Source organism: Methanosarcina sp. DH1, assembly GCF_020804205.1.
Taxonomy (GTDB): domain Archaea; phylum Halobacteriota; class Methanosarcinia; order Methanosarcinales; family Methanosarcinaceae; genus Methanosarcina; species Methanosarcina vacuolata.
Genome location: NZ_WJBJ01000031.1, coordinates 20639 through 42697, shown reverse-complemented (window position 1 = coordinate 42697; position 22059 = coordinate 20639). Strand labels below are relative to the sequence as shown.

The following is a 22059-nucleotide window of genomic DNA, read 5'->3' as shown; positions in this document are numbered from 1 at the left end:
TCTATGATAAAAGAAATCACTGCCAAGTATAACGCAGAGCAAATCGAAAAAAAGATAACGCAGCTCTGGAAAGATAGCGATGCTTATCGAAAGACCCGAGAGCACCGCAAGACTGGAAAAAGACTTTTTTTTGTTGACGGCCCCCCGTATACGACCGGACATATCCACCTGGGAACTGCCTGGAATAAGATCATTAAAGATTCCATTCTTCGCTATTACTCCATGAATAACCGTAATATTCTCGAGCGTCCTGGCTGGGATATGCACGGCCTGCCGATTGAGGTCAAAGTTGAAGGCGTGCTCGGCTTCAAGTCCAAAAAGGACATTGAGAGCTTCGGGGTAGAGAATTTTATTGAGAAATGTAAGGAATTTGCCATCAACCAGAAGCAGGAAATGACTGAACAGTTTCAGAGGTTAGGGGTCTGGATGCAATGGGATGCCCCCTACATGACCTTAAAAGACGATTACATTGAAGCTGCCTGGTGGGCCCTCAAGCAGGCCAGTGAGAAAGACCTTCTGGACGTGGGCAAACGTTCAGTCAACTGGTGCCCTCGCTGTGAGACTGCAATTGCAGACTCAGAGGTCGAATATGCCGAGAGGACAGACCCTTCAATCTATGTGAAGTTTAAGATCAAAGGTGAAGAAAATACTTTCATAGTCATCTGGACAACAACCCCCTGGACAATTCCCGCAAACGTAGCTGTAGCCGTACATCCTGGTTTTGAATACTCGAAATTCAGGGCAATCAGGCAGGACGGCTCTGAAGAAATTTTGATTGCAGCTACCGACCTGATCGAGAACGTCCTTAAACAGGGCAGGTATGTTGACTACGAAGTGCTTGAGACAATGTTCGGGGAAGACCTGACGAAACTTGAGTATGAAAGCCCTGTTGGGGACCTGGTGCCTGTGCAGAATGAGATAAAGCATGGCATTTATCTTGCCGATTACGTAACTGCAGAAAACACAGGCTGTGTACATATTGCCCCAGGGCATGGTATGGACGACTTTAATGTTGGCGTGAAGTATAACCTTCCAATCCTCTGCCCTGTGGGCCCGAACGGTGCCTATACTGAAGAAGCCGGGGAATATGCGGGCAAGAACGTCAGAGAGGCAAATCCGATTGTTATTGAAGACCTGAGAAAACGCAACAGACTGCTTGCAGAAGGAACGGTTACGCACAGGTACGGGCACTGCTGGCGCTGCAAAACTCCCATAATCTACCTTGCAACCGAGCAGTGGTTCCTCAAGGTTACAGAGATAAAGGACAAAATGCTTGAGGCAATTGATGCCGTAGACTGGTACCCTGACTGGGCAGGTTCAGCCAGATTCAGGACCTGGGTAGAAGGTGCCCGAGACTGGTGCATTTCCAGGCAGCGCTACTGGGGAATTCCGATTCCGGTCTGGAAGTGCAAGAAATGCGGAAAACTTGAGGTAGTAGGAACTAAAGCCGAGCTGCTGGAAAAAGCCGGAATAGTCGGCGATGTTGAACTTCACCGCCCCTATGTGGACAAACTAACTATCCCCTGTGAGTGCGGTGGAGAGAAAAAACGTGTTGAAGACGTTTTCGATGTCTGGTTTGATTCGGCTGTTGCTTCCTGGGCTACCCTGAAGTTCCCTCAGACCAGGGAGGAGTTCGATAAATGGTGGCCTGCTGACTTTATCACTGAGGGACATGACCAGACTCGCGGTTGGTTCTACTCCCAGCTCGGAGCAAGCATGGTGGGCTTCGGAAAAGCTCCTTACAAGAGTGTACTCATGCATGGTTTTACGCTTGATGCCGGCGGAAAGAAAATGTCCAAAAGCCTTGGAAATGTGGTTTCCCCTCTTGAGATCATCGACAGATACGGAGCTGACACCCTGCGTGCCTATGTGCTCTCTTCAAGTGCGCCCTGGGATGACCTTAAATTTAACCTGGAAGAAGTAGAAACCGTCAATCGTTCAATCAATATCCTCTGGAATGTCTTCAGGTTCCCGCTGCCTTATATGGCACTTGATAATTTTGATCCGCTTAAGGTCAGCCTTGATTCCGTAAAAGACGCTCTCAGGGAAGAGGACAGGTGGATTCTCTCAAGAGTTCAGTCTGTTGTTAAGGCCGTAGATGAAGCAATGAGTGGGTACTTTTTGCATAAGGCAGTGCGTGAGATTCTTGAATTTACTCTGGAGGACCTCTCACGCTGGTATATTCAGCTTATCCGCCCGAGAACCTGGACTGAAGCTGATGACCCTGACAAGCTTGCAGCTTACTGCGTGCTTTATGAAGTCTACGTGACCCTTACAAAATTGATCTCTCCTTTCATGCCTTACCTGGCTGAAGAGATGTATCAGAACCTTATGAGAAATGTAGACCCGAATGCACTGGAATCGGTTCATATGTGCGACTGGCCAAAAGTCAATGAAGCCTATCTTGACCCTGAACTCGAAGCGGCCATGAATACTGCACGTTCTATTGTCGAAGCTGCTTCAAACGCCCGCCAGAAAGCAGGAAGAAAGCTCAGGTGGCCTGTTTCCCGAATAGTTGTTTCCCCTGAAAATGAGGATTCAGCAAAGGCTGTCGAGAAACTGCGCTCAGTCCTTATGGACCAGACAAATTCCAAGGCAATTGTCCTGACGCCAGTTGGTGAGAGCTGGGATGAACTTGGGCTTGAAGTAATCCCTGACCCGAGCAAAATAGGTCCTGTGTTTAAGAAGGATGCAGGAAAAGTCATTCCTGCCCTGCAGAAAGTTGACGGTTTTGTTTTGAAGAAAGCCTTTGCCGAGGCTGGTGAGTTTGAACTCTCTCTTGCAGACGGAACAACAGTTACAGTTACTCCGGGTATGGCAAACTTCAAAGAAACTCTGCCAGAAGGTACAGCAAGTGCAGAATCTGATGCCGGTCTTGTCTATGTGGACGCAAACCTTACTCCAGAACTGGAAGCTGAAGGATATGCAAGGGAAGTAATTCGCAGGCTTCAGGACATGCGGAAAGAACTTGACCTTGTAGTGGATGAAAACATCCGTGCCTCAGTCCAGATCAAAGATGAAAGAGTCCTGAAACTTATTGAAACCCTCAAAGACCTGATTGCAGAAGAGGTCAGAGCCGATATCCTTGACCTTGGCAGTGATATCGATGTTTCCGGAGCCCTTGTAAAGGATTGGGATGTCGAAGGCATTGCCATGAAGATGGGAATTGCAAAGAAATAAACTCTTAAAAATAGTTGGAAATTTAAGAAATTTTGAATTCAAACTGTAAAACGGAAAGGAAACTGATTCATATGGATTTTGCTACCTGGGAACCGATTTACGAAAGAATCCTTGAGGATTTCGGGTTCGACCGAAAAGGCGATGAAAAGGCAGCTCTTTTCCTTTCCCATAAGCTGACAGAAGAAAACACGGTCAGCCTGTCTGAACTCAAAGCAGTAATTTCCGGAAAGCCTGTCCTGGTCTGTGGAAATGCTCCAGGGCTCAGGAGTGACCTTTTGGAAATCAATTTTTCTGCTTTTACGGTAATTGCAGCCGATGGAGCCGCTGCTGTACTAATGGATATGGGCATAGTGCCTGAGGTCATCTGTACCGACCTTGACGGCAATTCCGAAGCTGATATCGAAAAAGAGATCCTTGCCTGTGAAAAGGGCTCAATAGTCCTTATTCATGCGCATGGGGATAATATAGATAAGCTTGAGAAATATGTTCCCCGCTTTAAACGATTTATTGCAACTACCCAGGCAAAGCCTTTTGATGATATCTATAATTTTGGCGGCTTCAGTGATGGAGACCGATGTTTTTTTGTAGCCAGGGAATTTGGAGCTAATAAAATCAGACTAGCAGGTTTTGATTTTGAAGATAACAATGTAAACCCGATTAAGAAAAAGAAATTGAAATGGGCAAAGAAACTGATAGGGATCTAAGATTTTTAAAAAGAAACCATTCTAACTGAAAGTGCCAATTCTCCCACTGAAACTATTATAAAGACAATAAATTGACAAATCCTATTTTTTTTTATTCATAAGCTGAATCAAAAAAATTATCCTATTTAATAGTCGCCCTTTATATTGATATTTTGCATAAAATAAAAAGACTAAAGTTATAAAGTTAAATACTAAAAAGAGTTATACTACTTTTTCAACAAAATTCAGTTATTTTCAGGCTTTAAATTGGATTTAGCCAGGAAATAGAGCTGATTAAGATTATTAAGGTAATATTTTTTGGCTGAATATTCAATTACAGATTTTTATTCCTGATTTATTGAGAGTTTTTATAGAACTAGAGATTGTAGAGTAAATTCAAAAGTAAGCTTGTTTAATTGATAGAGGGTTTCTTCAATTTTATATAGATTATTTATATTCAGAAACAGTTATTCTAGATCTTTTATATAATTTCTAATTATATGTTTAATTGTACTTTCATGGGAGAACATGGGAGAACGGTTTCTCTCTAAAAAGAAATGAGTACTCTAATAATTTCTAAAAAGTTGCCATGAAAGTATGATTGGGGGTGGGTGAAAAAGTTTGATTAGAGCGTGCAATTCTCTAATCTAAAAGCCTACCTGTATAGTATCTGAAAAGTATAAAATAACATAGCAAAATCCTGGAGGTAAATATAATGTGTGGATGGTTTGGTGGCTGCGGCTGGGGCGGCGGCTGGGGCTGGCGTCGTGGCTGGCGCCGCTGCGGCTGGGGCGGCGGCTGGGGCGATTGGTGTTAAGAATAATCGCCAGGTCAATCGTTGAGCCCGTGAAATGTTAAGTATGGATGAATAAAAATAGCTATCAATTCAAGATAGAAAGATAACTTCTGATTAATTATCTTGAATTGATGGCTATGCATTTTATTAACTGCAAGTTAGCAACTACGAGCTTCATGTGTTTGAAAGTGGGTTTCTATTCAGGCTAATTAAATCAAAAGTTCACTATTTTGTAGGAATAATTTATTTTAGGAACATTTATACTTTCGTCTTAATTTTTAAGAGTTGCCAAGTTAAAAAACAGAATGAGTAGTACTCTTTTCTTTTACTAAACGCATACGCTTTGAGCCCCCAAATTGATTATAATTAGAAAATATGGCATATCTATACCATCCAGGTTTTATTTTTGCATAAATATTAAATTTCAGACTATAAATCCTGATTTCTTGAGAGATTTAAAAACTCAAATTCCATAAATTAAATACAAAACTAAACATGACTCATCAGCGCATGGTTTCCCAGCTTTTTCAATGACTATTTAATGTTAAGAATTTATTATTCTATTCGATTTATATAATTTACAATTATATTATCGATTGTACTTTCTGGCAATTAAAGTTAAATCTGCTTCTTTTTAAGTGAAGATAGGTTACAACGTGATTGTCAGGAGTAATAATAGAGTTGGGGAGTCGATATAAAATTTGGTTGGAGAAACATGTACTCAAATCTAAAATTATATCTTTCCCAATATATAAAATATTATATAAAAATAGAAAGAAAATAATAAAAAATCTATAAAAATATAGTAAATATGGAGGTAAATATTATGGGTGGAGGATTTGGATTATTTGGAAGAGGAAAATTTGATGGTTGCGGCGGCTGTGGTGGCGGCTGGGGCGGCTGGGGCGGCTTTGGCGGCTTTGGCGGCTGTGGCGGCGGCTGGGGCGGCTGTGGATGTGGTAAGCCCGAGGCTAAATGCATAACAGCAGTTCGTGCCTGTAAGATTAAAGGCGGCGGCTGTGGTGACGGCTGGTGGGGCGACTGTTAAGAGCAATCGCCAGGCCAATAGCTGAATGCTGACTAATCGAACCATGGATTGAATAGATAAATGTAAAACATAAAACCAACGATGGCTCATTCATACAGCCCTTTTCCAGATATAGAATCAGGGAAATCTTGATTGCATCAGAGTTATAGATGTATTCAAAGACCTCTTCTGCAACTAATCGGTATCCTTTAAAATGGATTAATGAATGAGCCCATCTCTCTTTATTCATTAGCATTAACACAGTTTAATTGAAAAACCAGTCGCATAAGAGTTCAAAAAATATAATTCTGAGAATTTTTGCAGATCTGTTTTTGGATCTGCATTTAATTTGCTTTTCCACAAGCTATCCTGACTTTTCATATTACCTACTTGCTAATCATATAATAGTGTTAAATACTGTTGAGTCAATCATCAAGGATTCATTAATTTGAATAATTGCAACCGGTTTTATACGACATTTTGCGGTTGACTCAACACGACTCAACAATAGAGTCTCATCTTGTTTTCCTAATTACAGCTTCAGATTACAGCTTTAGATTACAGCTTCAGAGTAGTTTTTTAGTTCAGTTTTATAAGTAATTTATCGAAAATTAAGTGTTTAGAAGAAACAGTCAACTTTATCAATTATTTACTTTTCTATAAACACATTAGAGTATTAAAGTTCAAAAATTAGATAAGTAATAGTATTTTCGTCTGCTAAATTCACATGTATTAAGCCTCTAAAAAGGTTATAATTGGATAATATAATTTCTTTATGCCATAGAGACTATATTTTTGAATAAATCATTAATTGGAAGCTTGAAATCCTGATTTTATATAAATTAAAGGAACTAAAATTCGTAAATTAAACGTAAAATTAAACGCATTTTACCGAGCATGATTTCCCAGCTTTTTCAATGACTATTTAATATTAAGGACATATTATTCTATTATGCTTATATAATCTACAATTATATTATAAATTGTATTTTCTGACAACTGAAATTAAATCTGCATCTCTTTACGTGAAGACAGACCAAAATACGGTTGTCAGGAATAACAGTAGAGTTGGCGAGTCGATATATAATTTGATTGGAGAAATACACTTCAGTCTAAAAAGTATATTTGCTCCGATATGTAAAAAGTTGTATAAATTAACTAAAAAGAATAAAACAATAAAATATAAAATCTGGAGGTAGTTATATGGGAGGATTTCCATTCTTTAAAAAGTTCGATGGTTGTGGATGCGGCGGCTGCGGTTGGGGCGGCTTTGGCGGCTTTGGCGGCTTTGGCGGCTTTGGTGGCGGCTGGGGCGGCTGTGGTTGTGGATGCAAAAAGGAGAAAGAGGCTTGCTGCATAACAGCAGTTCGTGCCTGTAAGATTAAAAGCGGCGGCTGTGGTGACGGCTGGTGGGGCGACTGCTAAGAGCAATCGCTAGGCCAATAGCTGAATGCTGACTAATTTAACCACAGGTTAAATAAATATCTATAAAGACATAAAAACCGATTGTGGGCTCATTTGTACAATCCTCCGCCGGGATATATAAGCAGGAGAACCTTGATTGCATCAGAACCCTGAAACGTATTGAAAGGTTTTCCTGCAATTAACCGTCACTCATAAGAAAGGACTAACGAATAAGCCCAGTCTCATTTTATTCATCCAGAACTGAGAATTCAGTTGAAAAACTAATTACATAAGAACTCAAACAATTTAATTTTGGGCACTTTCATTTACTTTTATTTTATGGTGCTTTTTTCTTAACTCCCAGCCAAGTGTTTTAATCCCTTTTTATCACTAATAAAGAATGCAGTAATTTTTCCTGTCAAAAATACAGCTAAAGAACAATAATTTTTACAGAATGCATCGTATATCGGTGTAAATTTTCCATATTGAACGTTTTTTGGTCACTTTAAGTATGTCCTCAATGAGAGATCTAATAGGCTTAAGTCCCCCCAATTTTACATTATAGTTCAAAATTTTGCTATAAGTTCTTTATATAGGCTCTTCTTCATTCTCTGTGGATAAGATGATTTTCAATTCAAGACCGCATTGGTTTTATGAAGACATTACAAGGATATCCACATAAACAACGAAGAGCCACAACGAAGAGCCAAAAGAAGATCAAAAGGAGTAAGAAGGAAAGAGAAATAGGTCAAAAGAAGAAGGTCAGAAGAAAAGAGAAAAAATAAAAAGAGTAAAACAAAAGTTAAAGGGGCTGCGTTTGGTTTTCATGCATATATTTCTCGGCAAAGAATTCAGAAAGTTTTAAAATAAAGAGGGCATCCGTCTTTTGAGAGGAGGAACGGAGATAGATGGAGGGTGTTTAAATGAAGAGTACACAGATGCCCAACTAAATATAATACTTATCAATATATAAAATTGAGTTTATACTGCTATATTATGAGATTTTATTGAAGTACTTAAATTATTTGTCGGGTAAATCGGGAGGATTACTCCTCCTTTCTCCCCAGGAACCGTACGTGAAAGTTTCCCTTCATACGGTTCGAGTGTTTTCAAATCTTTTCTGTATCAGGCATCAGCTATTTGCATAATTGATTTTGTGATTCTTGATGACAGCCAACTGACATTACTGTCTGTAAGCCTCTCACCTATCAGTGTCTTTGAGTACCTTACATTCGTGAGTTTGCTTCCGTTCTCTTAAAGGGAACAAATAGGGCTTACTCATTGTTCATCGGTTAAGGAATTTTCTTGCCTGAAAGCTATCGATTTTGCATTAGAAGCCGGCGTTAAATTTTGGCATATTTACATGAAGTCAATACCATATTCCATTTTCCAGTCTATTGCCATATTTTATATATGTTGAGGAAATTGACGCAATTTGTCATGATTTCTCACTTAACCGAAGACACATGAGTATCTTTTTGTTAAGATGTTCCGTTTTCCACAATAAAAGTTGATTAAGAAGCGTTTTATATAATCATATTAGTAAATAGATACATAAAATCACAGGCGAAAATCACATGACTCACGACGATTATATGCTAATTCTGGGATCAAACGTCTATGCAGACCAGGCATACATGGTGTCATATCAGACAGATATAAAAACCGGAGACAGAACAAACCTGTTTACCCTGGAAAACTCCGATGGCAACCTTACTCTGACAACCGAGATCAGGGATGAAAACTCAGAACTCATAGCAAAAATCGACAGGAACGAGCTCACTCAAATTAACAAAAACTTTGATGTGCAGGGAGAAATCGAGACCGAAAATGGGATCACGTTAACAAAAAGGGAAAACGGTGATGTTATTTTCAATGCTAAAATTACAGAAGACGGATATGTAGCAGTGAGCGGAGTTTTCTATGTAGGAGGAAAGAAAATTCATATAACTGACCGTACTGTGGAAATAAACGATACTCCCAGGCAAACCATAAACGGTGTAAATGTGCATGATACCTTTTTTGTTGGAAACTACGATATCACAATAACCGATGATGGCTTGAAGTTTTAAGGCTGATAGGTAGTTGTAATTTAGGAATGATAAAAATATAACTTCAAATTTGCAGTTCAGAAATTGATCCGTAATTTCAGTATCTCAATAATGATTCTTGGCAACAAATACCTTGATGTTATACTTGAATCATTCCTTAAAGAAAATAGTAACTCGTAGTGTAACGCAATTCATAGTATAGCTTCTTGTCGCACCTGCGGAAGGGCGGATTTATATAGTGATGTTACACTTGCTTTTATCACTTGATTTTGGAACTGAGTCGTAGTCTGAGAGGATAGCTTTTTCAAAGCTACATATCTTGCTTAGTTATTTTTCAGTGACATTACTTGTTGAGCTCATCCCAAAACTAATTTTATTCCCACATCAATAAGAGTTTCAGAATTATTTTTTCAGGATCAGAAGCTCTTATTGATAATCCAGAATACGGGATTCAGAGAAGCAATTTTGCGTTTTGGGATCCGCTCGTTATGAGTTAAAATATTTTAATAAAATAAAGTTTTTCAGTTTAAAAAATGTATAGATAAAGTCCTTTGGGACTTATTTTTCAATCTTTACTCTCTTAAACTTAAGATAAACCAGTAACATCCCTACGAAAACACCGAGGACTAAATATTTCATAAGTTTATTTGATTGTGCCACCATCATCACCCCCATATTATATATACAGTTAATATGTCGTATAGATATTAAAACCTTCCTATCAAAAGTCAAATTGGATTATTATTTATCTTATGTGTAGTTTTATTTAATATTTTGGAAGAAATCTGAGTTTTATATATGTAGTGAGAGCGTTGTAAAAGTCTAGAAATTCTAATTAATTACATACAGTCCTCGAAATTCAATTTCATAAATCGGCATTATATAAAATTATGAAATTTATTTGCTATGATATGGTCGGCTGATTTTTATCTACATCGGCAGCAAGCGCGTCATAATATCCAAATATTTTTAATTGTTATTTTTTACAGGTTCACTTAAAAACCAGTATCACGCGAATTATATATCTGGCAGTGGCGGTCTTTTATTTCACTTACTAATAATATATATTAATTATGTAATTGTTACTATTTGGTACTTTTTGATTTAAAATGAATCTCAAAAGTTCTAATAAAACGATATAACTAGAAAAATTGAATGGATTTTTATGTCGCATCTGCCGAAAGCAGGATTTTAGTTAATTTTGGACTTTTGCGACTCTCTCTTTAATATAATCATTTATCTGTTTACAAAATATTTATAAGTTAAATGCGCTATATTGTACATATAAAATTATTATAGATTACAAGACCAGATCAGGAAATAAAAATATGTTATTATTGGACATAACAACCTTTGACCCTAAGAATACTATAGAGCTATTTAAACGATGGGAACAGGTCGAAAATACGGTTTTTCCAGATGGGTTGAAGATTATTAACCAGTGGTTTGATGCAGGGGGAGGACGTGTAATAACTCTATTTGATGTAGAAACTGTTAAAGATTATCTGGCTTATAATTTGCCATTTACTGATTTATGCCAGATTGATGTGTTTCCTGTCATAGAGGCCGAAGATTTTAAAAATTCCACAGTATACCAGATTGAAAGATTGAGCAGGCCAGATAATTCTCAATAAAGTACGAATATTCTTTACTTAAAAAAATGAAAACCATATATGATTGTTGAAATTTTTGAGTAGTTGAGCTTTAATAGTGAAACTCAATGTTTTCAGTTCTAACTGTATTTTTGTAGATTCTCTTAATGATATTCAGTTCTAACTTTGTTTCTGCCAGAAAGCCAGCCGCAATTAAAAGACGTCAAGGTTAATTTTTTTAACGACGGCCAGCTTTAACTATTAATTTTCATGATTTAGCATGAAAGTTCTTTCAAGTACTTTCATTTTTTATTCCTGTGATTAGAAGGATTTCATGTGTGTTTTCATTGATTTCCGGTTCATTTATGAGTCAATGCAAGTTTTATCCCAATAAACGTGAAAATTCCTGCTTTTCCCCAGTTGATATACCTGCCAACTCCCGGCTTCTGTATTATTCTCTCACCAACGGTTCCGGCAAAAACCGATACAGCGAAAAAGATCAGCCAGGCCTGAACCATGAAAATGATTCCCAGAAATATCATCTGCATGGGGACGTTTCCCGAATCTATGTTTACAAACTGGGGCAGGAAGGCGAGGAAGAAGAGGGCAACCTTTGGGTTTAAAACGTTCATAAAGATCCCGCGCCTGTAAAGGGCAAAGGTATTTGTTTCCCTAAAAGGGGCCGAAGATACCAGCTCTTCACTTTCTTTTAAGGCGTGCCAGGCAAGGTAGAGCAGATAAGCTGCACCTGCGTATTTTACAATTTCAAAAGCAAGAGCAGACTTATATACAAGGGCAGAAACTCCGACTGCGGCTGCGGTAGTATGGGCAAGTACGCCTGTAGAGAGGCCGGATGCTGTTGCAATTCCTGCCTTTTTGCCCTGCGAAATGCTCTGGGTAATTACGAATAGAATATCAGGGCCCGGAAGAAGCGTAAGTGCCGCAGAGGCTGCAATAAAATAGATTAACTGAGACTGTTCTATCAAGGTTCTCACTGTTCCTTTTTTGTTTTTCTCTTTTCCACTTTTCCTTAATCCCACTTTTCTTTTTTACTTAGTACTCGTAGTGAAATAACTTAGGCACGTTTTTATACTGTACTCAAGTATTTTCGCAAACAAGCTCAACTATTTATTTCAAATATAATTGTATGTTGCATAGGTTATTTCGTTGCGGGCACTTAAATCTCGTTCCTCAGTAAACTGTAAAACCTTTCCTTTGCTTCCCTTTCAATCCAGGGTTTGTGCCCGCATTTTTCCAGCAAAATGAACCTGAAATCCTTCAAAACCCCGGAAAGAGGGTCTCTAACTCCTTCAAAAGGATGGGGGTCATAGTCACCATGAATTGCAACTACCTGGCAGCGGATTTCTTTTCCTATTTCGAGCAGTTTTCCTTGGCTTCTCAGTTCACTTACTTCTTCCCATACGCCTTTGAAGCTCTCGTAGTTGCACTCAAGCACCTCATCTTTATGGGGAAGCGGATCATAAGTATCGGCTTTCGACATTAACTTCCCAATATTGCACAGGGCTTCATTCCGGTTTTTAGCTGAAGGATCGTTCAGGGTTTCGGTCAGGCGAATGAAGTTCTCCCGGTCTTCTTTTCCGAGCCGGTTTATCCGGGTCTTCACTACGCACTCAGTATATTTTTCTTCGTATGGGCCGCTCCCGATAAGTATTAGCTTTTTTACCAGATGGGGATACAGGGCAGTAAAAATAAAGCTGAGCATTGCACCCCAGGAAAAACCGATTAATGTAACCGGCAGGTCGCTGTGGTCTTCCAGAACTTCCTTGAGCTCCCTGACCTGCCCTTCAACGGTTACTGCGGTTTGAAGCGGTTCAAGTACGCCTCCAAAATCGGAGAGTTCTCTTGCAACAGGTGCCATTTCCCCCGGAGCTCCCGGGCCGCCATGGATTACAGCAAGACCAAAAGGTGGGTTTCCGTATTTTCTCAACTTATTTATGTTTATATAATTTTTCATTATAGTATCCAGTTCTGTTTTTTGACTTTATTATAAAAGGGTATCAAATTTGCCGGGCTTCATTTTTACTATCGTAATTGTTATATACAATTATATTCCTTCGGTATTCATACGACATAGTTGCATATGTAACCATATTTTGAATTAATAACTTCCATTAATAACTTCCATAAATAACCTTCTAATGTCAATAATGATAAAGGATTTAGCTATGGCTTTCAAACAAAAAACAAACGCTTCTAAAGAGAAAATACAAAAAAATTTGAAAGTGACAGTGCCGCTTCTGGCACTTCTGTCTGCCTTTCCTCCTCTTACCACAGACATGATTTTACCGGCCCTTCCCTCTCTGGCCAAAAGCTGGAACGTCTCTCTATCGCTAATTAATCTGAACCTGGTTTTTTTCTTTGTGACCTATGGGCTTTTCCTTCTCTTCTACGGCCCGATTTCTGACCGTTATGGACGTCGACGTCCTCTCCTTGTAGGGCTTGCAGTGTACATACTGACAAGCCTGTTAGGTGCTTTTGTGTCTGGTGCACCCATGCTGATAGGTACTCGCATACTGCAAGCTGCAGGAGCTGCTGCCGGTTCCTCTATATCCATGGCAATGACTAAAGACATTTTCGTAGGTCCGGAAAGGGAAAGAATTCTTGCATATATTGCTGTAATCATGGGCCTTGCTCCCATGCTTGCTCCGATCATTGGCGGGTGGATCCTTCTGTATCTGTCCTGGCACTGGATATTCTTAATGGAGGCATTCATGGGAATTATCGCACTGTTTGGCGTTCTCCGTTTTCCTGAAACACTGCCAGAAGCATCTGAAGCTCCTTTATCTCAGGTCATGAATACCTACAGCAGATTGCTGCTCAATCCCTCGTATATGATCATGGTTCTAGTCATGTCAGTCAGTTTTTTCCCATTGTTTAGTTTCATTGCAGGTTCTTCTGCCATCTATATTAACGAGTTTGGCCTCAGCGAGCAAAAATACAGCTACTTTTTTGCCTTCAATGCCCTTGCCATTATGAGTGGTGCCTTCTCTTGCCTTCGGTTAACAAGAAGGGTGAATTCAAAGCACTTGATGACAATCGCATTTGCGGGAGTTTTCCTGGGTGGTATTTTCCTGCTTTTTATGGGACAACATGGTCCCTGGAGCTTTGCTCTTCCCATGTTTATGGTTTCGTTTTCCCTTGGTTTAAGCCGTCCTCCCAGCAATAACCTTGTGCTGGAACAGGTTGACCGGGATATAGGTTCAGCTTCGTCCCTGCTGATTTTCACTTATTTCACCTTTGGGGCTGTGAGTATGTGGTTCATCTCTCTGGAATGGGCGGATAAGATCCCTGTGCTCGGAACCACTGCCGTAGGCTGTGGGGCTCTGGTGTTTGCAGCATGGTTTATTATACAGAAAAGAGGGGTAAAGGGAATTGCTTGAACATAGGCAAGGGATAAAACTTTATTTCTGTGTATATGCACAGATACATGGGTACAAAGACGGTCTCAATCCGGAATGACACCTGCGAGCTTCGGAACTTTGGTTATTCGGAACTACTCTCTGTTTACCGCCTGAAGATCATGGTTCCTAAATTAGGGGTCTCTATGTAAATTTCAATGGAAATGTCCGGGGCATTATTTTGGTTCAGGAATTCTGATTGTGACTTCAAGATCCACCCCGGCTGCGAAAGGAGGTCTGGCAAGTGGAAGATAATCAAAATCGCTTCCATTAATCTGGAATGGCAAATCGCAGATACCATCCGAGTTTGAATCATTTGAGACCTGAGAGAAGCCGGTTCCTTCCGGATCTGCCCAGAAATTTCCACCCAGGTTTGGTCCTCCTACGATGTTTGTCCCTGGCGACTGTGTAGTATTCCAGATATTTCCTTTAGTATTCTCGGCTTTAACATTTATGCTATTATTGAAGTAGTTGTTATAAATGAGGTTATCTGCACTGTAGTCCAGCAAGTAAATGCCAGATTCGTTACTCGCTGTTATTGTATTGTTAGACAGCTCATTATCGTGGCAGTCCTCTCTTAGAAAAATGCCTGTGGTCCCGTTTGAGATAGTATTATTATAAACTCTGGAATCGAAGACAAAAGTTAGATAAATCCCTTTCTCGCAGCCTATAATAATGTTATCACGTAGAACGGTCCTTGCCTGAACGTCATAGATGTCAATTCCATTACTGCAGTTTACGATTTCATTCCCTGAGACTAGATTGTTTCCACCACAGCAAGCAATACTTATTCCTTCACTGTTTGAAACCCGATTCTGGAACATTATATTGTCCCAGCAGTTAGCCCCAATAATGAATTTACTCTCTTCAATAGAATTATTTATCAGCAGGTTTTTGCCGCACCCTTCATCAAGCCAGATCCCGTTACGGAAAAAAGTATTCTTCAAGACTGTACTGTTCTTGGAGTCCTGCAAATAAACCCCGTACTGTTTTCCGAAAAACGTGTTATTCTCAATTGTGCAGTTGTTAACCTGCTCAAGGCAAATTCCTGCTGCAGGACAACCTAATCCATCCCATTGGTAAACAGGCTTATCTGGCCCTGAACCGGAACCCTTCCCAGGATTGGTACTCTCTGAATTATTGGAATTATTGAAATTATTGGAATTATTGGAATTATTGGAATTATTGGAGTTATTGGAGTTATTGGAGTTATTGAAATTATTGGAGTTACTGGAATTATTGGAGTTACTGGAATTATTGGAGTTATTGGAGTTATTGGAATTACTTCCCATTTCGGAAAAATTTGTAGAACCTGAAATATTGGAGATGCTAGAAACAGAAATGTTGGAAGCCTCATCTGAACCAGTTATATTGAAGCCGCTGACAGTTACATTATCGGCTTTAATCTGAAACACGCTGGAATTTTCATTCCTGGCCCTTATAAGCACATTTTCAGGGTTCTCAAACTCCGAACTGATCTTTATCCCTGAAACATTGACAATAATATTCTCCTGGTATTCCCCAGCTTTCACAATGATTAGATCTCCGGATGTAGAGTTATTTACTGCAGCCTGGATTGAATTACTAGGTTCTACATAAATAACCTCTGCACTTCCAACACCTGCTGAATACAGAAATAAGATGGTAACAAATGCAGCACTGAACCTCCATCTGTTACGATAATCTTCGATAAGCGCGATTCCCAGAACTAAACCCCCATAAACTTTACATAGTCACTCCGGCTTATAATATGATATAATTAAGCCAACAGTTATTGATTTTAATGAAGATCATTTGTTAATATACAGATGAAATTAATAATTTATATATTAACTACTTCCTTGTTTTTAAATATCTCTTCATTGGTCATCGGTTAAGGTTTAAAACGTTAGACACTTTTTAATTTATTATGGGGCAACCAAAATTTAAATTAACTTTGGGAAATTATTTTAATAACTTTTTAAAATTTATGGAATAACCAAAATCCTTGGTAAAGGAATTATTATTTTGTCATCAACAACTGGTTTTACCATTGATTTATCTATTGCGATGTTTCCTTTTCCCATAAATCAAAAATTATCTCAGTATACTTAAAATTTTATTGTTTCGCACAATTTAGAGAGAAAATCTGGAGACCAGAAAGTAATAAAAAGTCTCAAAAAGTAATAAAAAGTTTCAAAAAGTATCAAAACGTCTTAAAAGAATTTAAAGGTTCTTAGAAACTCCCAAAAAGTCTCCAAAATATAAAACGGAATAAAAAACTATAATATTTATAATTTTAGATCAATATTAGTTTCAAGGTAGACTTGGTCACAAAAGTTTACCTTTAACAACCATCAGCTCTTCAAAAGAAACCTTTTTCCTCGCTACAACTTCAACTGCAAACCCCAGCGTCTCCATTTTCTCCTTAATGGCATCCAGCCCGGTAATGGAAGAGATAAGCACAAGAATCTCTCCTCCAGGCTTGAGAGAATCTCTTACTTCGTCCAGAAACCTTTCCAGAGTGTCTCTTCCGCTAATCCCGCCGTCAAAAGCATAATTCAGCCAGCCTGGAACTTTTTCTTCTTCAGAAGTCGGAAGGTAGGGCGGATTAAATAGAATAAGGTCAAAAAGAGTTTCAGGATTTTTGGACTTTATCCCCCTGAAAAGATCAGTACGAATAACCTCTACACCGTTCATTTTTGCACAGCGTGCGGCATGGGGGTTAATTTCCGTAGCGACCAGACGAATCTCTTTCAGGTTTGCAAGAAGTACAGCAGATACAAAACCCGACCCTGTTCCAATTTCAAGAATTCGCATTCCTGGTTTTGCTTCTTTAAGAGCGGCATCGGCAAGTAAAAAAGAATCTTCTGCAGGCTCATAGACAAGGTCCGTGTCCCCGAGCTTTATCCGGGCTTTTCTGTATTCAATTTCAACCATAATTTTCGAGTTCTTTATTATTCTTGATTTTTTACTGTTCTTAGTTTTTCAGTGTTCTTGATTTTTTACTGTCCTTTTAACTCGTTCGTAAGAAGTGATGACTTTAAATCAATTATTTGATTTGCAACTTTTGCAAGCTCTTCAGGAGTCAAGTTTTCAGCACGTTTGCTCATCATATCCTCTGGGAGCTGGGCAATTACCTCTTTAATGCTGGGAATCTTGAGTACATGGTTCATGTTCAGAATCGCATTTCTCAGTTTTTTCCGTCGCTGGCTGAAGACTGCGGCCACAAAATCCATGAAAAAAGCCTGGTCTTTGACTTCGAATGGTGCAGGGCGGGGAACAAGTTTGATAACTGCAGAATCAACCTCCGGTGCCGGCTGGAAAGCATTTTTTGGGACTTTCATCAAAATAGAGGCATCAGCAAAATAACAGGTATCAACCGTAAGGCGCGAGTAATCCTTGCAATTGGGCGAGGAAACCATCCTGGCTGCAAACTCATACTGGTACATGAGAACGCCAAGTTTGAATTTATGGCGAAGGAGCTTGAAAGTTATCTCTGAAGAGATGGAATAAGGAAGGTTAGAGACGACCTTATCAAATTCTGGGAGCTTGATTTTCAGTGCATCTCCTGCAATAATCTCAATATTTTCGATTTTATCGAAACGGTCATGGAGAACTCTTACAAGGACAGGGTCAAGTTCAACTCCGATTACTTTTTTTGCCTTTTTTGCAAGCCTTTCAGTCAGGTTTCCGATACCTGCACCGATTTCAAGAACTACATCCTCAGGCCCAAGCTCAGCAGCAGCCACTATTCTGTCCAGATAGCCTGCATCGACCAGAAAATGCTGATCAAAAGTGCCGCCTTTTATATTATATTTTTTAAGAAGAGAACGAACCAGACTGAAACCTCCTGAGTAAATTTAGTACTTTGCTGAGTAAATTGAGTACTTTGATCTAATACGGAACCTTTGGTCAATAATGGAATCTTTAGCCAATACGGAATTACTATATTTTAAATGACAAAAATCAAAAACTGAAAAAGTCAACCTTGAGAGCCATACTGGAAAAAATAGAACCGAGATAGTTCATCTCACTCGGCTTACTGTCGGCGCGGTGGAGCTGTGAACAGCCTGTACTTGATGAAATCATCCTTGAGTTCCTCTTCAATCCTGTGGGCAAGGACTTTAGCCGGGTCATGCAGGCTTGGGATTCTCTCCCGGATATCCTGAAAACTCTTGAAATCTCCCTTTTTGCGCTCATCGATTATAGACCACATGAGTTTTTTGCCTATTCCGGGAAGGAGATCAAGCATATGCAGGCGGGTAGTTATAGAATGAGCCTCGTTGAAAAACTTTACAAAGCGTACCTCCTGATACCTTACACACGCCTCAAGGATAAAAGGCAGTTCGAGATTCGCTCCTGTCGTAAGATCTAAATAGCCTATTCTCTGCTTTACGTGGTCGATTTCATCCCTGTCTCCCGATCCGATATAAACTCTTGACTGGATCTGAGGAACCACACCGTTTTTGGGAACAAGCTCCATAAGAGTAAATTTTTTATCTCCCACAGCCTGAACAAGAGGCTTTTTTTGGTATGCGGCAGTGCCGTCAACTGATTTCCCATAGGGAAGATAGTCGAGAACCCATGCATATTCCTCCCTGTCCTGTGAGCTTTCCTGGGACTTTCTGGATGAGCGCGGAGCTCTTTCTGATTGTCTCTCGGATTGCGGTTTGCCTGTCGGACGCCTGCCGCCATAAGAAGGTTTTTCAGCAGCTGATCTGCCAGCGTACGGTCTACCTGATTGCGACTTCTCTACTCTCATCAGCACCCATCCTATCAATTAATCTGAAATCCCATGGAAATCTGTGTTCAGGATATTCAAGATATATCTTATCCTGATATGCTTAACTCGGTTCCATCCGGTTTGAAATCTATCCATTAATCGGAACTGCCGACAATTCACAAATTTCTGGTGTTCTATATGTCCCGTAAAACTTTAGACTACCCTGTAACCGACATCCCCGGACTCTATATCTTCAACAACCCAACGAGTCCACTATGTTTGAATTCGGGTCAGGCACTCCCTGACACTTTAAAGTACTCTAAGTTTTGGATACTTCCCTTATAAATAAGAAGATGAAAACTTCTATATAGGTTATTCCCTTTGCGTCTCAGTTTTATTCAATAGCTTCCAATACATAATCGAGAATTTGATCAAGTTCCTCGTTGCTCAGGGTATATTTTTCTTTAGCGTAGATTGATCGGATTTCATCCCTGGATTGAGGCAGAATATCTGCGATCCTGATCGCAATTGAAGGCTTCATTTTTTCGAGTTCTAACAGCTTGTTAACCAGTTCCCTTGATTTTTCTCCACTGATCTTTGAGAATTGTTCAGCATGGTGCAGAGCTTTTCTAAATCCATATCCTACTTCAAGCCCCTTCTCTCTGCGCTCTTCGGCGATCCTGTTAAGTAGATCTCTGACTTCGGCTAAAGTCAATAATTCTTCACTGAGGACTTCCTTAACTATCATTGGAATACACTCTTTTCGACTTAAAAGTTGTAACAATTTGCCATTCCCTGCTGAGTAATCTCTTCAGGTCACTCTTCAATTCTCCAGGAGTTCCTGGCAAGTAAATTTCTGCCTGTCAGCATCCGGAAATCTGAACTGGCCTTGAGATAGATTGCTTAATTCTTTTCATATATAGGCCTTCTTCAGATTGCCGTTATGCACGAAATTCGATCGTATTTAATAATAATCTGAAATTGTTCCGAATAATCTTTTCCTTATCTGGATCGGTATATGTCTGACAACCGATATATAATTATAGATAGTCCCATCTCGAGATAAGAGATATCCATATCGGGATAAGAGATCATCATCTCAGGATAAGAGATCACCATTTCGTGATAAGAGATCACCATCTTGAGATAATAAACCATTATATAGGGATAAGAGACAAGTTTTTAAAATCAGTTTTCTTTAAGTCCCCTCTCCCTTTAAGCAGTTATCCAGGAGTCATTGAGTTTCTTACATTTAATTACAGACCCAGCCCTTACAAATTACTGAAAACCCCTAGTAGGAGCCCGATCCTACGGTAAATGCCTGCATACTGTAAACTCAGATAAAATGGGTTAGGTTTTACAACCTAACTGCCTGGAATGGGAATTAATACTTCTGCGGTTTAAGGTGCTGAGGGAGGGAAATAACTTCCTTCATCGCATTTCCGTTGCGGACTTCAAGAATGTACGAACGACCGCGCTGTCCGAGTATCTTTCCGGTAGAACCCTGGAACTTCGGATTGGGCATACCTTTCTGAACACTCGGATCAATGTCAATGTGGACCATTTGTCCTTCTTCGAATTCCTGAATTGCCTTGCTTACAGGGGAAATCCCTCTTTCACGAACTGTCTTCTGTAGTTTATACCTTGTGCAGCGTTTTTCGCCGTGGGAATTTGTCATCGCATGTTCCTCCTTAGAATGCTCGATTAATTAGTCTATAGTATATACAGTTTTTCTCTAGATAAGATGGATATTATTTAAATAAGACGTTTCGTCAGGCAGTATTTTCCTGACTCTATGTATTAAATAACGCTGATTCAGATTGAGTTTAAATATCAACGTTGACCACATCAAGATCTTCCACAAGCGCAGGAATCCCTAAAAGTCCGCTCAGGCTCGGGTTTGTCCTGCCCTCATCTCCGGAAACAAGCTCTTTTACATACAGCCCGCCTTCGCAGTTTACTGTTATGTAAGCGTAACCTTCGTCTGTCAGTTCGTCAAGCTTGATACGGTGCACATGCCTTTTTCTGACAAGGTCAGCCCGCCTGTGAACTACCCGCGTTGGAGTCTGCTGTGAGATCTCTATGTCACTCAAAGCCTCAAGGCTGGATTTAAGCTTTTCCTCCGAAACAGGCTCTTTAAATGTAACTTTAAGCTTATAAGTTTTATCCGCCTTTGAGCTTTTCAAGGTCTCAATCATATCCTTTCCAGTGAAAGAAAACTCTCTTACCTCAACTTTTCCGGCAGCTTTCTCATTAATATTTCGCATAAGTTCTTCAAGGTCTGTGCTTCGCTTTACAGGAGATTTTGCTTCTACTACAAAAGGCCTGCCACTTCCCAGCATCAGGGCATCGATATCTTCCCTGCCCGAACCATGAAAAGCCGTATCAATGGCCTGGAAAGCCTCAACTACAGGCCCTTTTATAAGTTCATCTACGGATTCCTGATACTGTTTCCCTGTAAAATTACAGCGCTCACATCCTTTTCCCTTGCATTTCCTGCAAGGCCAGCGTGTCTGAGGAATTCCCCTGATAAGTTTGCGGTAGCGCCCTAAAATATATACCGAGCGGAGCTGGAGATCAAGCTCGTTTTTTCCAAGGTCAAGGGTAATTGTAATATCAGGGTTTTCGAAATCCACGTCTTTATGGACTTTCTCTGCTATCCGCTTGCCAACTTCCCTATTAAGCTCGGTCTTAAGCTGTTCGGCATATGCAGTCCCAGCCTCAGCCCAGAGCAGCTCCTCGTTTTCACTAAGAAGTCCGCTGACCTTTGTGCCTACAAGAAAGGTAGAATATTCAAGTCCTTCAAGGGCTTTTGCAGCTTCATCGGCCCATTCATCCAGCTTTTTAAACTGGTCAAGGCAGACCCAGCACTGTTCATCTTCGCTTTCTGTTCCTAGAGCCTTTCTCGCAAATACACTGCAAGGAGCAAGTTCTTTGAGAAGAGAATCATCGTTTTCAGCTTTATAGATCCGGTCCCCTTCCAGGACAAGGGCGAGTTTCAAGGCCTGCCCACGTTCTCTATTGCTCAGGCCTGTGGATAATTTTGCAAACTGGCGGCCCAGACAGTGGTCACATATCGGGCCTTCATGCAAAATCTTTTTTGAAATATCGAGTACGTCCATTTTCTTTCACTTTCTTTCACTTTCTTTAAGCTTTTTTCGGGAAATTGACCTGGGGATGAGTGACAAAATTAAGGAATAAG

The 22059-nt window shown here is 39.8% G+C and carries 17 protein-coding genes and 1 pseudogene; 8 read left to right on the top strand and 10 right to left on the bottom strand.

Features of this window, described 5'->3' with window-relative positions:
* The first annotated feature begins 3 nt into the window (after positions 1-3).
* From ileS to FXW07_RS17070, 4 genes are all read left to right on the top strand, one after another.
* A complete protein-coding gene (gene ileS, locus FXW07_RS17085; RefSeq protein ID WP_229396647.1) occupies positions 4-3180 on the top strand; it encodes an isoleucine--tRNA ligase in 3177 nt (1058 codons plus the stop codon).
* A gap of 71 nt (positions 3181-3251) precedes the next feature.
* On the top strand, positions 3252-3884 hold the full coding sequence (locus tag FXW07_RS17080) for a 6-hydroxymethylpterin diphosphokinase MptE-like protein (protein ID WP_048123948.1): 633 nt from the start codon (positions 3252-3254) through the stop codon (positions 3882-3884).
* 1601 nt (positions 3885-5485) lie between these two features.
* Positions 5486-5707 carry a hypothetical protein gene (locus tag FXW07_RS17075; protein WP_229396645.1) on the top strand — a complete coding sequence of 74 codons (222 nt, stop codon included), beginning with the start codon at positions 5486-5488 and terminating at the stop codon, positions 5705-5707.
* 1182 nt (positions 5708-6889) lie between these two features.
* Entirely contained in the window at positions 6890-7111 is a 222-nt protein-coding gene (locus FXW07_RS17070) for a hypothetical protein (protein ID WP_048121128.1), read from the top strand.
* A 332-nt stretch (positions 7112-7443) separates the two neighbouring features.
* Here FXW07_RS17070 and FXW07_RS17065 read toward each other — a convergent pair.
* A pseudogene (locus FXW07_RS17065) lies at positions 7444-7692 on the bottom strand (IS5/IS1182 family transposase); the annotation flags it as partial.
* Positions 7693-8667: 975 nt separating this feature from the next.
* On the opposite strand from FXW07_RS17065, the gene FXW07_RS17060 reads away from it, so the two are divergent.
* Both FXW07_RS17060 and FXW07_RS17055 read left to right on the top strand, forming a co-directional pair.
* A complete protein-coding gene (locus FXW07_RS17060; protein ID WP_229396643.1) occupies positions 8668-9162 on the top strand; it encodes a hypothetical protein in 495 nt (164 codons plus the stop codon).
* Positions 9163-10469: 1307 nt separating this feature from the next.
* Positions 10470-10775: a DUF3303 family protein gene (locus tag FXW07_RS17055; protein ID WP_048156397.1), complete on the top strand. Its 306-nt coding sequence runs from the start codon at positions 10470-10472 to the stop codon at positions 10773-10775.
* A gap of 317 nt (positions 10776-11092) precedes the next feature.
* Here the strand turns inward: FXW07_RS17055 and FXW07_RS17050 are convergent, their stop codons facing one another.
* Positions 11093-11773 (bottom strand): LysE family translocator, encoded by a 681-nt coding sequence (locus FXW07_RS17050; RefSeq protein WP_229396641.1) that lies wholly within the window; start codon positions 11771-11773, stop codon positions 11093-11095.
* Positions 11774-11910: 137 nt separating this feature from the next.
* Positions 11911-12708, bottom strand: a complete 798-nt coding sequence (locus FXW07_RS17045; protein WP_229396639.1) for an alpha/beta hydrolase — start codon at positions 12706-12708, stop codon at positions 11911-11913.
* A 211-nt stretch (positions 12709-12919) separates the two neighbouring features.
* On the opposite strand from FXW07_RS17045, the gene FXW07_RS17040 reads away from it, so the two are divergent.
* Complete coding sequence (locus FXW07_RS17040; RefSeq protein ID WP_229396638.1) at positions 12920-14134, top strand: multidrug effflux MFS transporter; 1215 nt, start codon at positions 12920-12922, stop codon at positions 14132-14134.
* Positions 14135-14181: 47 nt separating this feature from the next.
* On the top strand, positions 14182-14304 hold the full coding sequence (locus FXW07_RS19410; protein WP_255679120.1) for a hypothetical protein: 123 nt from the start codon (positions 14182-14184) through the stop codon (positions 14302-14304).
* A gap of 24 nt (positions 14305-14328) precedes the next feature.
* On the opposite strand, the gene FXW07_RS17035 is transcribed toward FXW07_RS19410, so the two are convergent.
* From FXW07_RS17035 to FXW07_RS17005, 7 genes are all read right to left on the bottom strand, one after another.
* A complete protein-coding gene (locus FXW07_RS17035) occupies positions 14329-15684 on the bottom strand; it encodes a NosD domain-containing protein (protein ID WP_229396636.1) in 1356 nt (451 codons plus the stop codon).
* Positions 15685-16462: 778 nt separating this feature from the next.
* Positions 16463-17071, bottom strand: a complete 609-nt coding sequence (locus FXW07_RS17030) for a HemK2/MTQ2 family protein methyltransferase (RefSeq protein WP_229396634.1) — start codon at positions 17069-17071, stop codon at positions 16463-16465.
* A 65-nt stretch (positions 17072-17136) separates the two neighbouring features.
* Positions 17137-17973 (bottom strand): 16S rRNA (adenine(1518)-N(6)/adenine(1519)-N(6))-dimethyltransferase RsmA, encoded by an 837-nt coding sequence (gene rsmA, locus FXW07_RS17025; protein WP_229396703.1) that lies wholly within the window; start codon positions 17971-17973, stop codon positions 17137-17139.
* Between the two features lie 200 nt (positions 17974-18173).
* A complete protein-coding gene (locus FXW07_RS17020) occupies positions 18174-18896 on the bottom strand; it encodes a DUF655 domain-containing protein (RefSeq protein WP_048156383.1) in 723 nt (240 codons plus the stop codon).
* A 355-nt stretch (positions 18897-19251) separates the two neighbouring features.
* The gene (locus FXW07_RS17015; RefSeq protein WP_048121107.1) at positions 19252-19605 is read right to left on the bottom strand and encodes an RNA polymerase Rpb4 family protein; all 354 of its coding nucleotides are present in this window, start codon (positions 19603-19605) and stop codon (positions 19252-19254) included.
* 636 nt (positions 19606-20241) lie between these two features.
* Positions 20242-20535 carry a 50S ribosomal protein L21e gene (locus tag FXW07_RS17010; RefSeq protein WP_048106216.1) on the bottom strand — a complete coding sequence of 98 codons (294 nt, stop codon included), beginning with the start codon at positions 20533-20535 and terminating at the stop codon, positions 20242-20244.
* A gap of 148 nt (positions 20536-20683) precedes the next feature.
* Entirely contained in the window at positions 20684-21979 is a 1296-nt protein-coding gene (locus FXW07_RS17005; protein WP_229396632.1) for a tRNA pseudouridine(54/55) synthase Pus10, read from the bottom strand.
* Between the last annotated feature and the right edge of the window lie 80 nt (positions 21980-22059).

What these genes read in the sequence shown, in the direction of transcription:
- ileS (WP_229396647.1), top strand. Translation starts at nt 4, where the DNA reads ATGATAAAAGAAATCACTGCCAAGTATAACGCAGAGCAAATCGAAAAA.
- FXW07_RS17080 (WP_048123948.1), top strand. Translation starts at nt 3,252, where the DNA reads ATGGATTTTGCTACCTGGGAACCGATTTACGAAAGAATCCTTGAGGAT.
- FXW07_RS17075 (WP_229396645.1), top strand. Translation starts at nt 5,486, where the DNA reads ATGGGTGGAGGATTTGGATTATTTGGAAGAGGAAAATTTGATGGTTGC.
- FXW07_RS17070 (WP_048121128.1), top strand. Translation starts at nt 6,890, where the DNA reads ATGGGAGGATTTCCATTCTTTAAAAAGTTCGATGGTTGTGGATGCGGC.
- FXW07_RS17060 (WP_229396643.1), top strand. Translation starts at nt 8,668, where the DNA reads ATGACTCACGACGATTATATGCTAATTCTGGGATCAAACGTCTATGCA.
- FXW07_RS17055 (WP_048156397.1), top strand. Translation starts at nt 10,470, where the DNA reads ATGTTATTATTGGACATAACAACCTTTGACCCTAAGAATACTATAGAG.
- FXW07_RS17045 (WP_229396639.1), bottom strand. Translation starts at nt 12,708, where the DNA reads ATGAAAAATTATATAAACATAAATAAGTTGAGAAAATACGGAAACCCA.
- FXW07_RS17040 (WP_229396638.1), top strand. Translation starts at nt 12,920, where the DNA reads ATGGCTTTCAAACAAAAAACAAACGCTTCTAAAGAGAAAATACAAAAA.
- FXW07_RS19410 (WP_255679120.1), top strand. Translation starts at nt 14,182, where the DNA reads ATGGGTACAAAGACGGTCTCAATCCGGAATGACACCTGCGAGCTTCGG.
- FXW07_RS17030 (WP_229396634.1), bottom strand. Translation starts at nt 17,071, where the DNA reads ATGGTTGAAATTGAATACAGAAAAGCCCGGATAAAGCTCGGGGACACG.
- FXW07_RS17020 (WP_048156383.1), bottom strand. Translation starts at nt 18,896, where the DNA reads ATGAGAGTAGAGAAGTCGCAATCAGGTAGACCGTACGCTGGCAGATCA.
- FXW07_RS17015 (WP_048121107.1), bottom strand. Translation starts at nt 19,605, where the DNA reads ATGATAGTTAAGGAAGTCCTCAGTGAAGAATTATTGACTTTAGCCGAA.
- FXW07_RS17010 (WP_048106216.1), bottom strand. Translation starts at nt 20,535, where the DNA reads ATGACAAATTCCCACGGCGAAAAACGCTGCACAAGGTATAAACTACAG.
- FXW07_RS17005 (WP_229396632.1), bottom strand. Translation starts at nt 21,979, where the DNA reads ATGGACGTACTCGATATTTCAAAAAAGATTTTGCATGAAGGCCCGATA.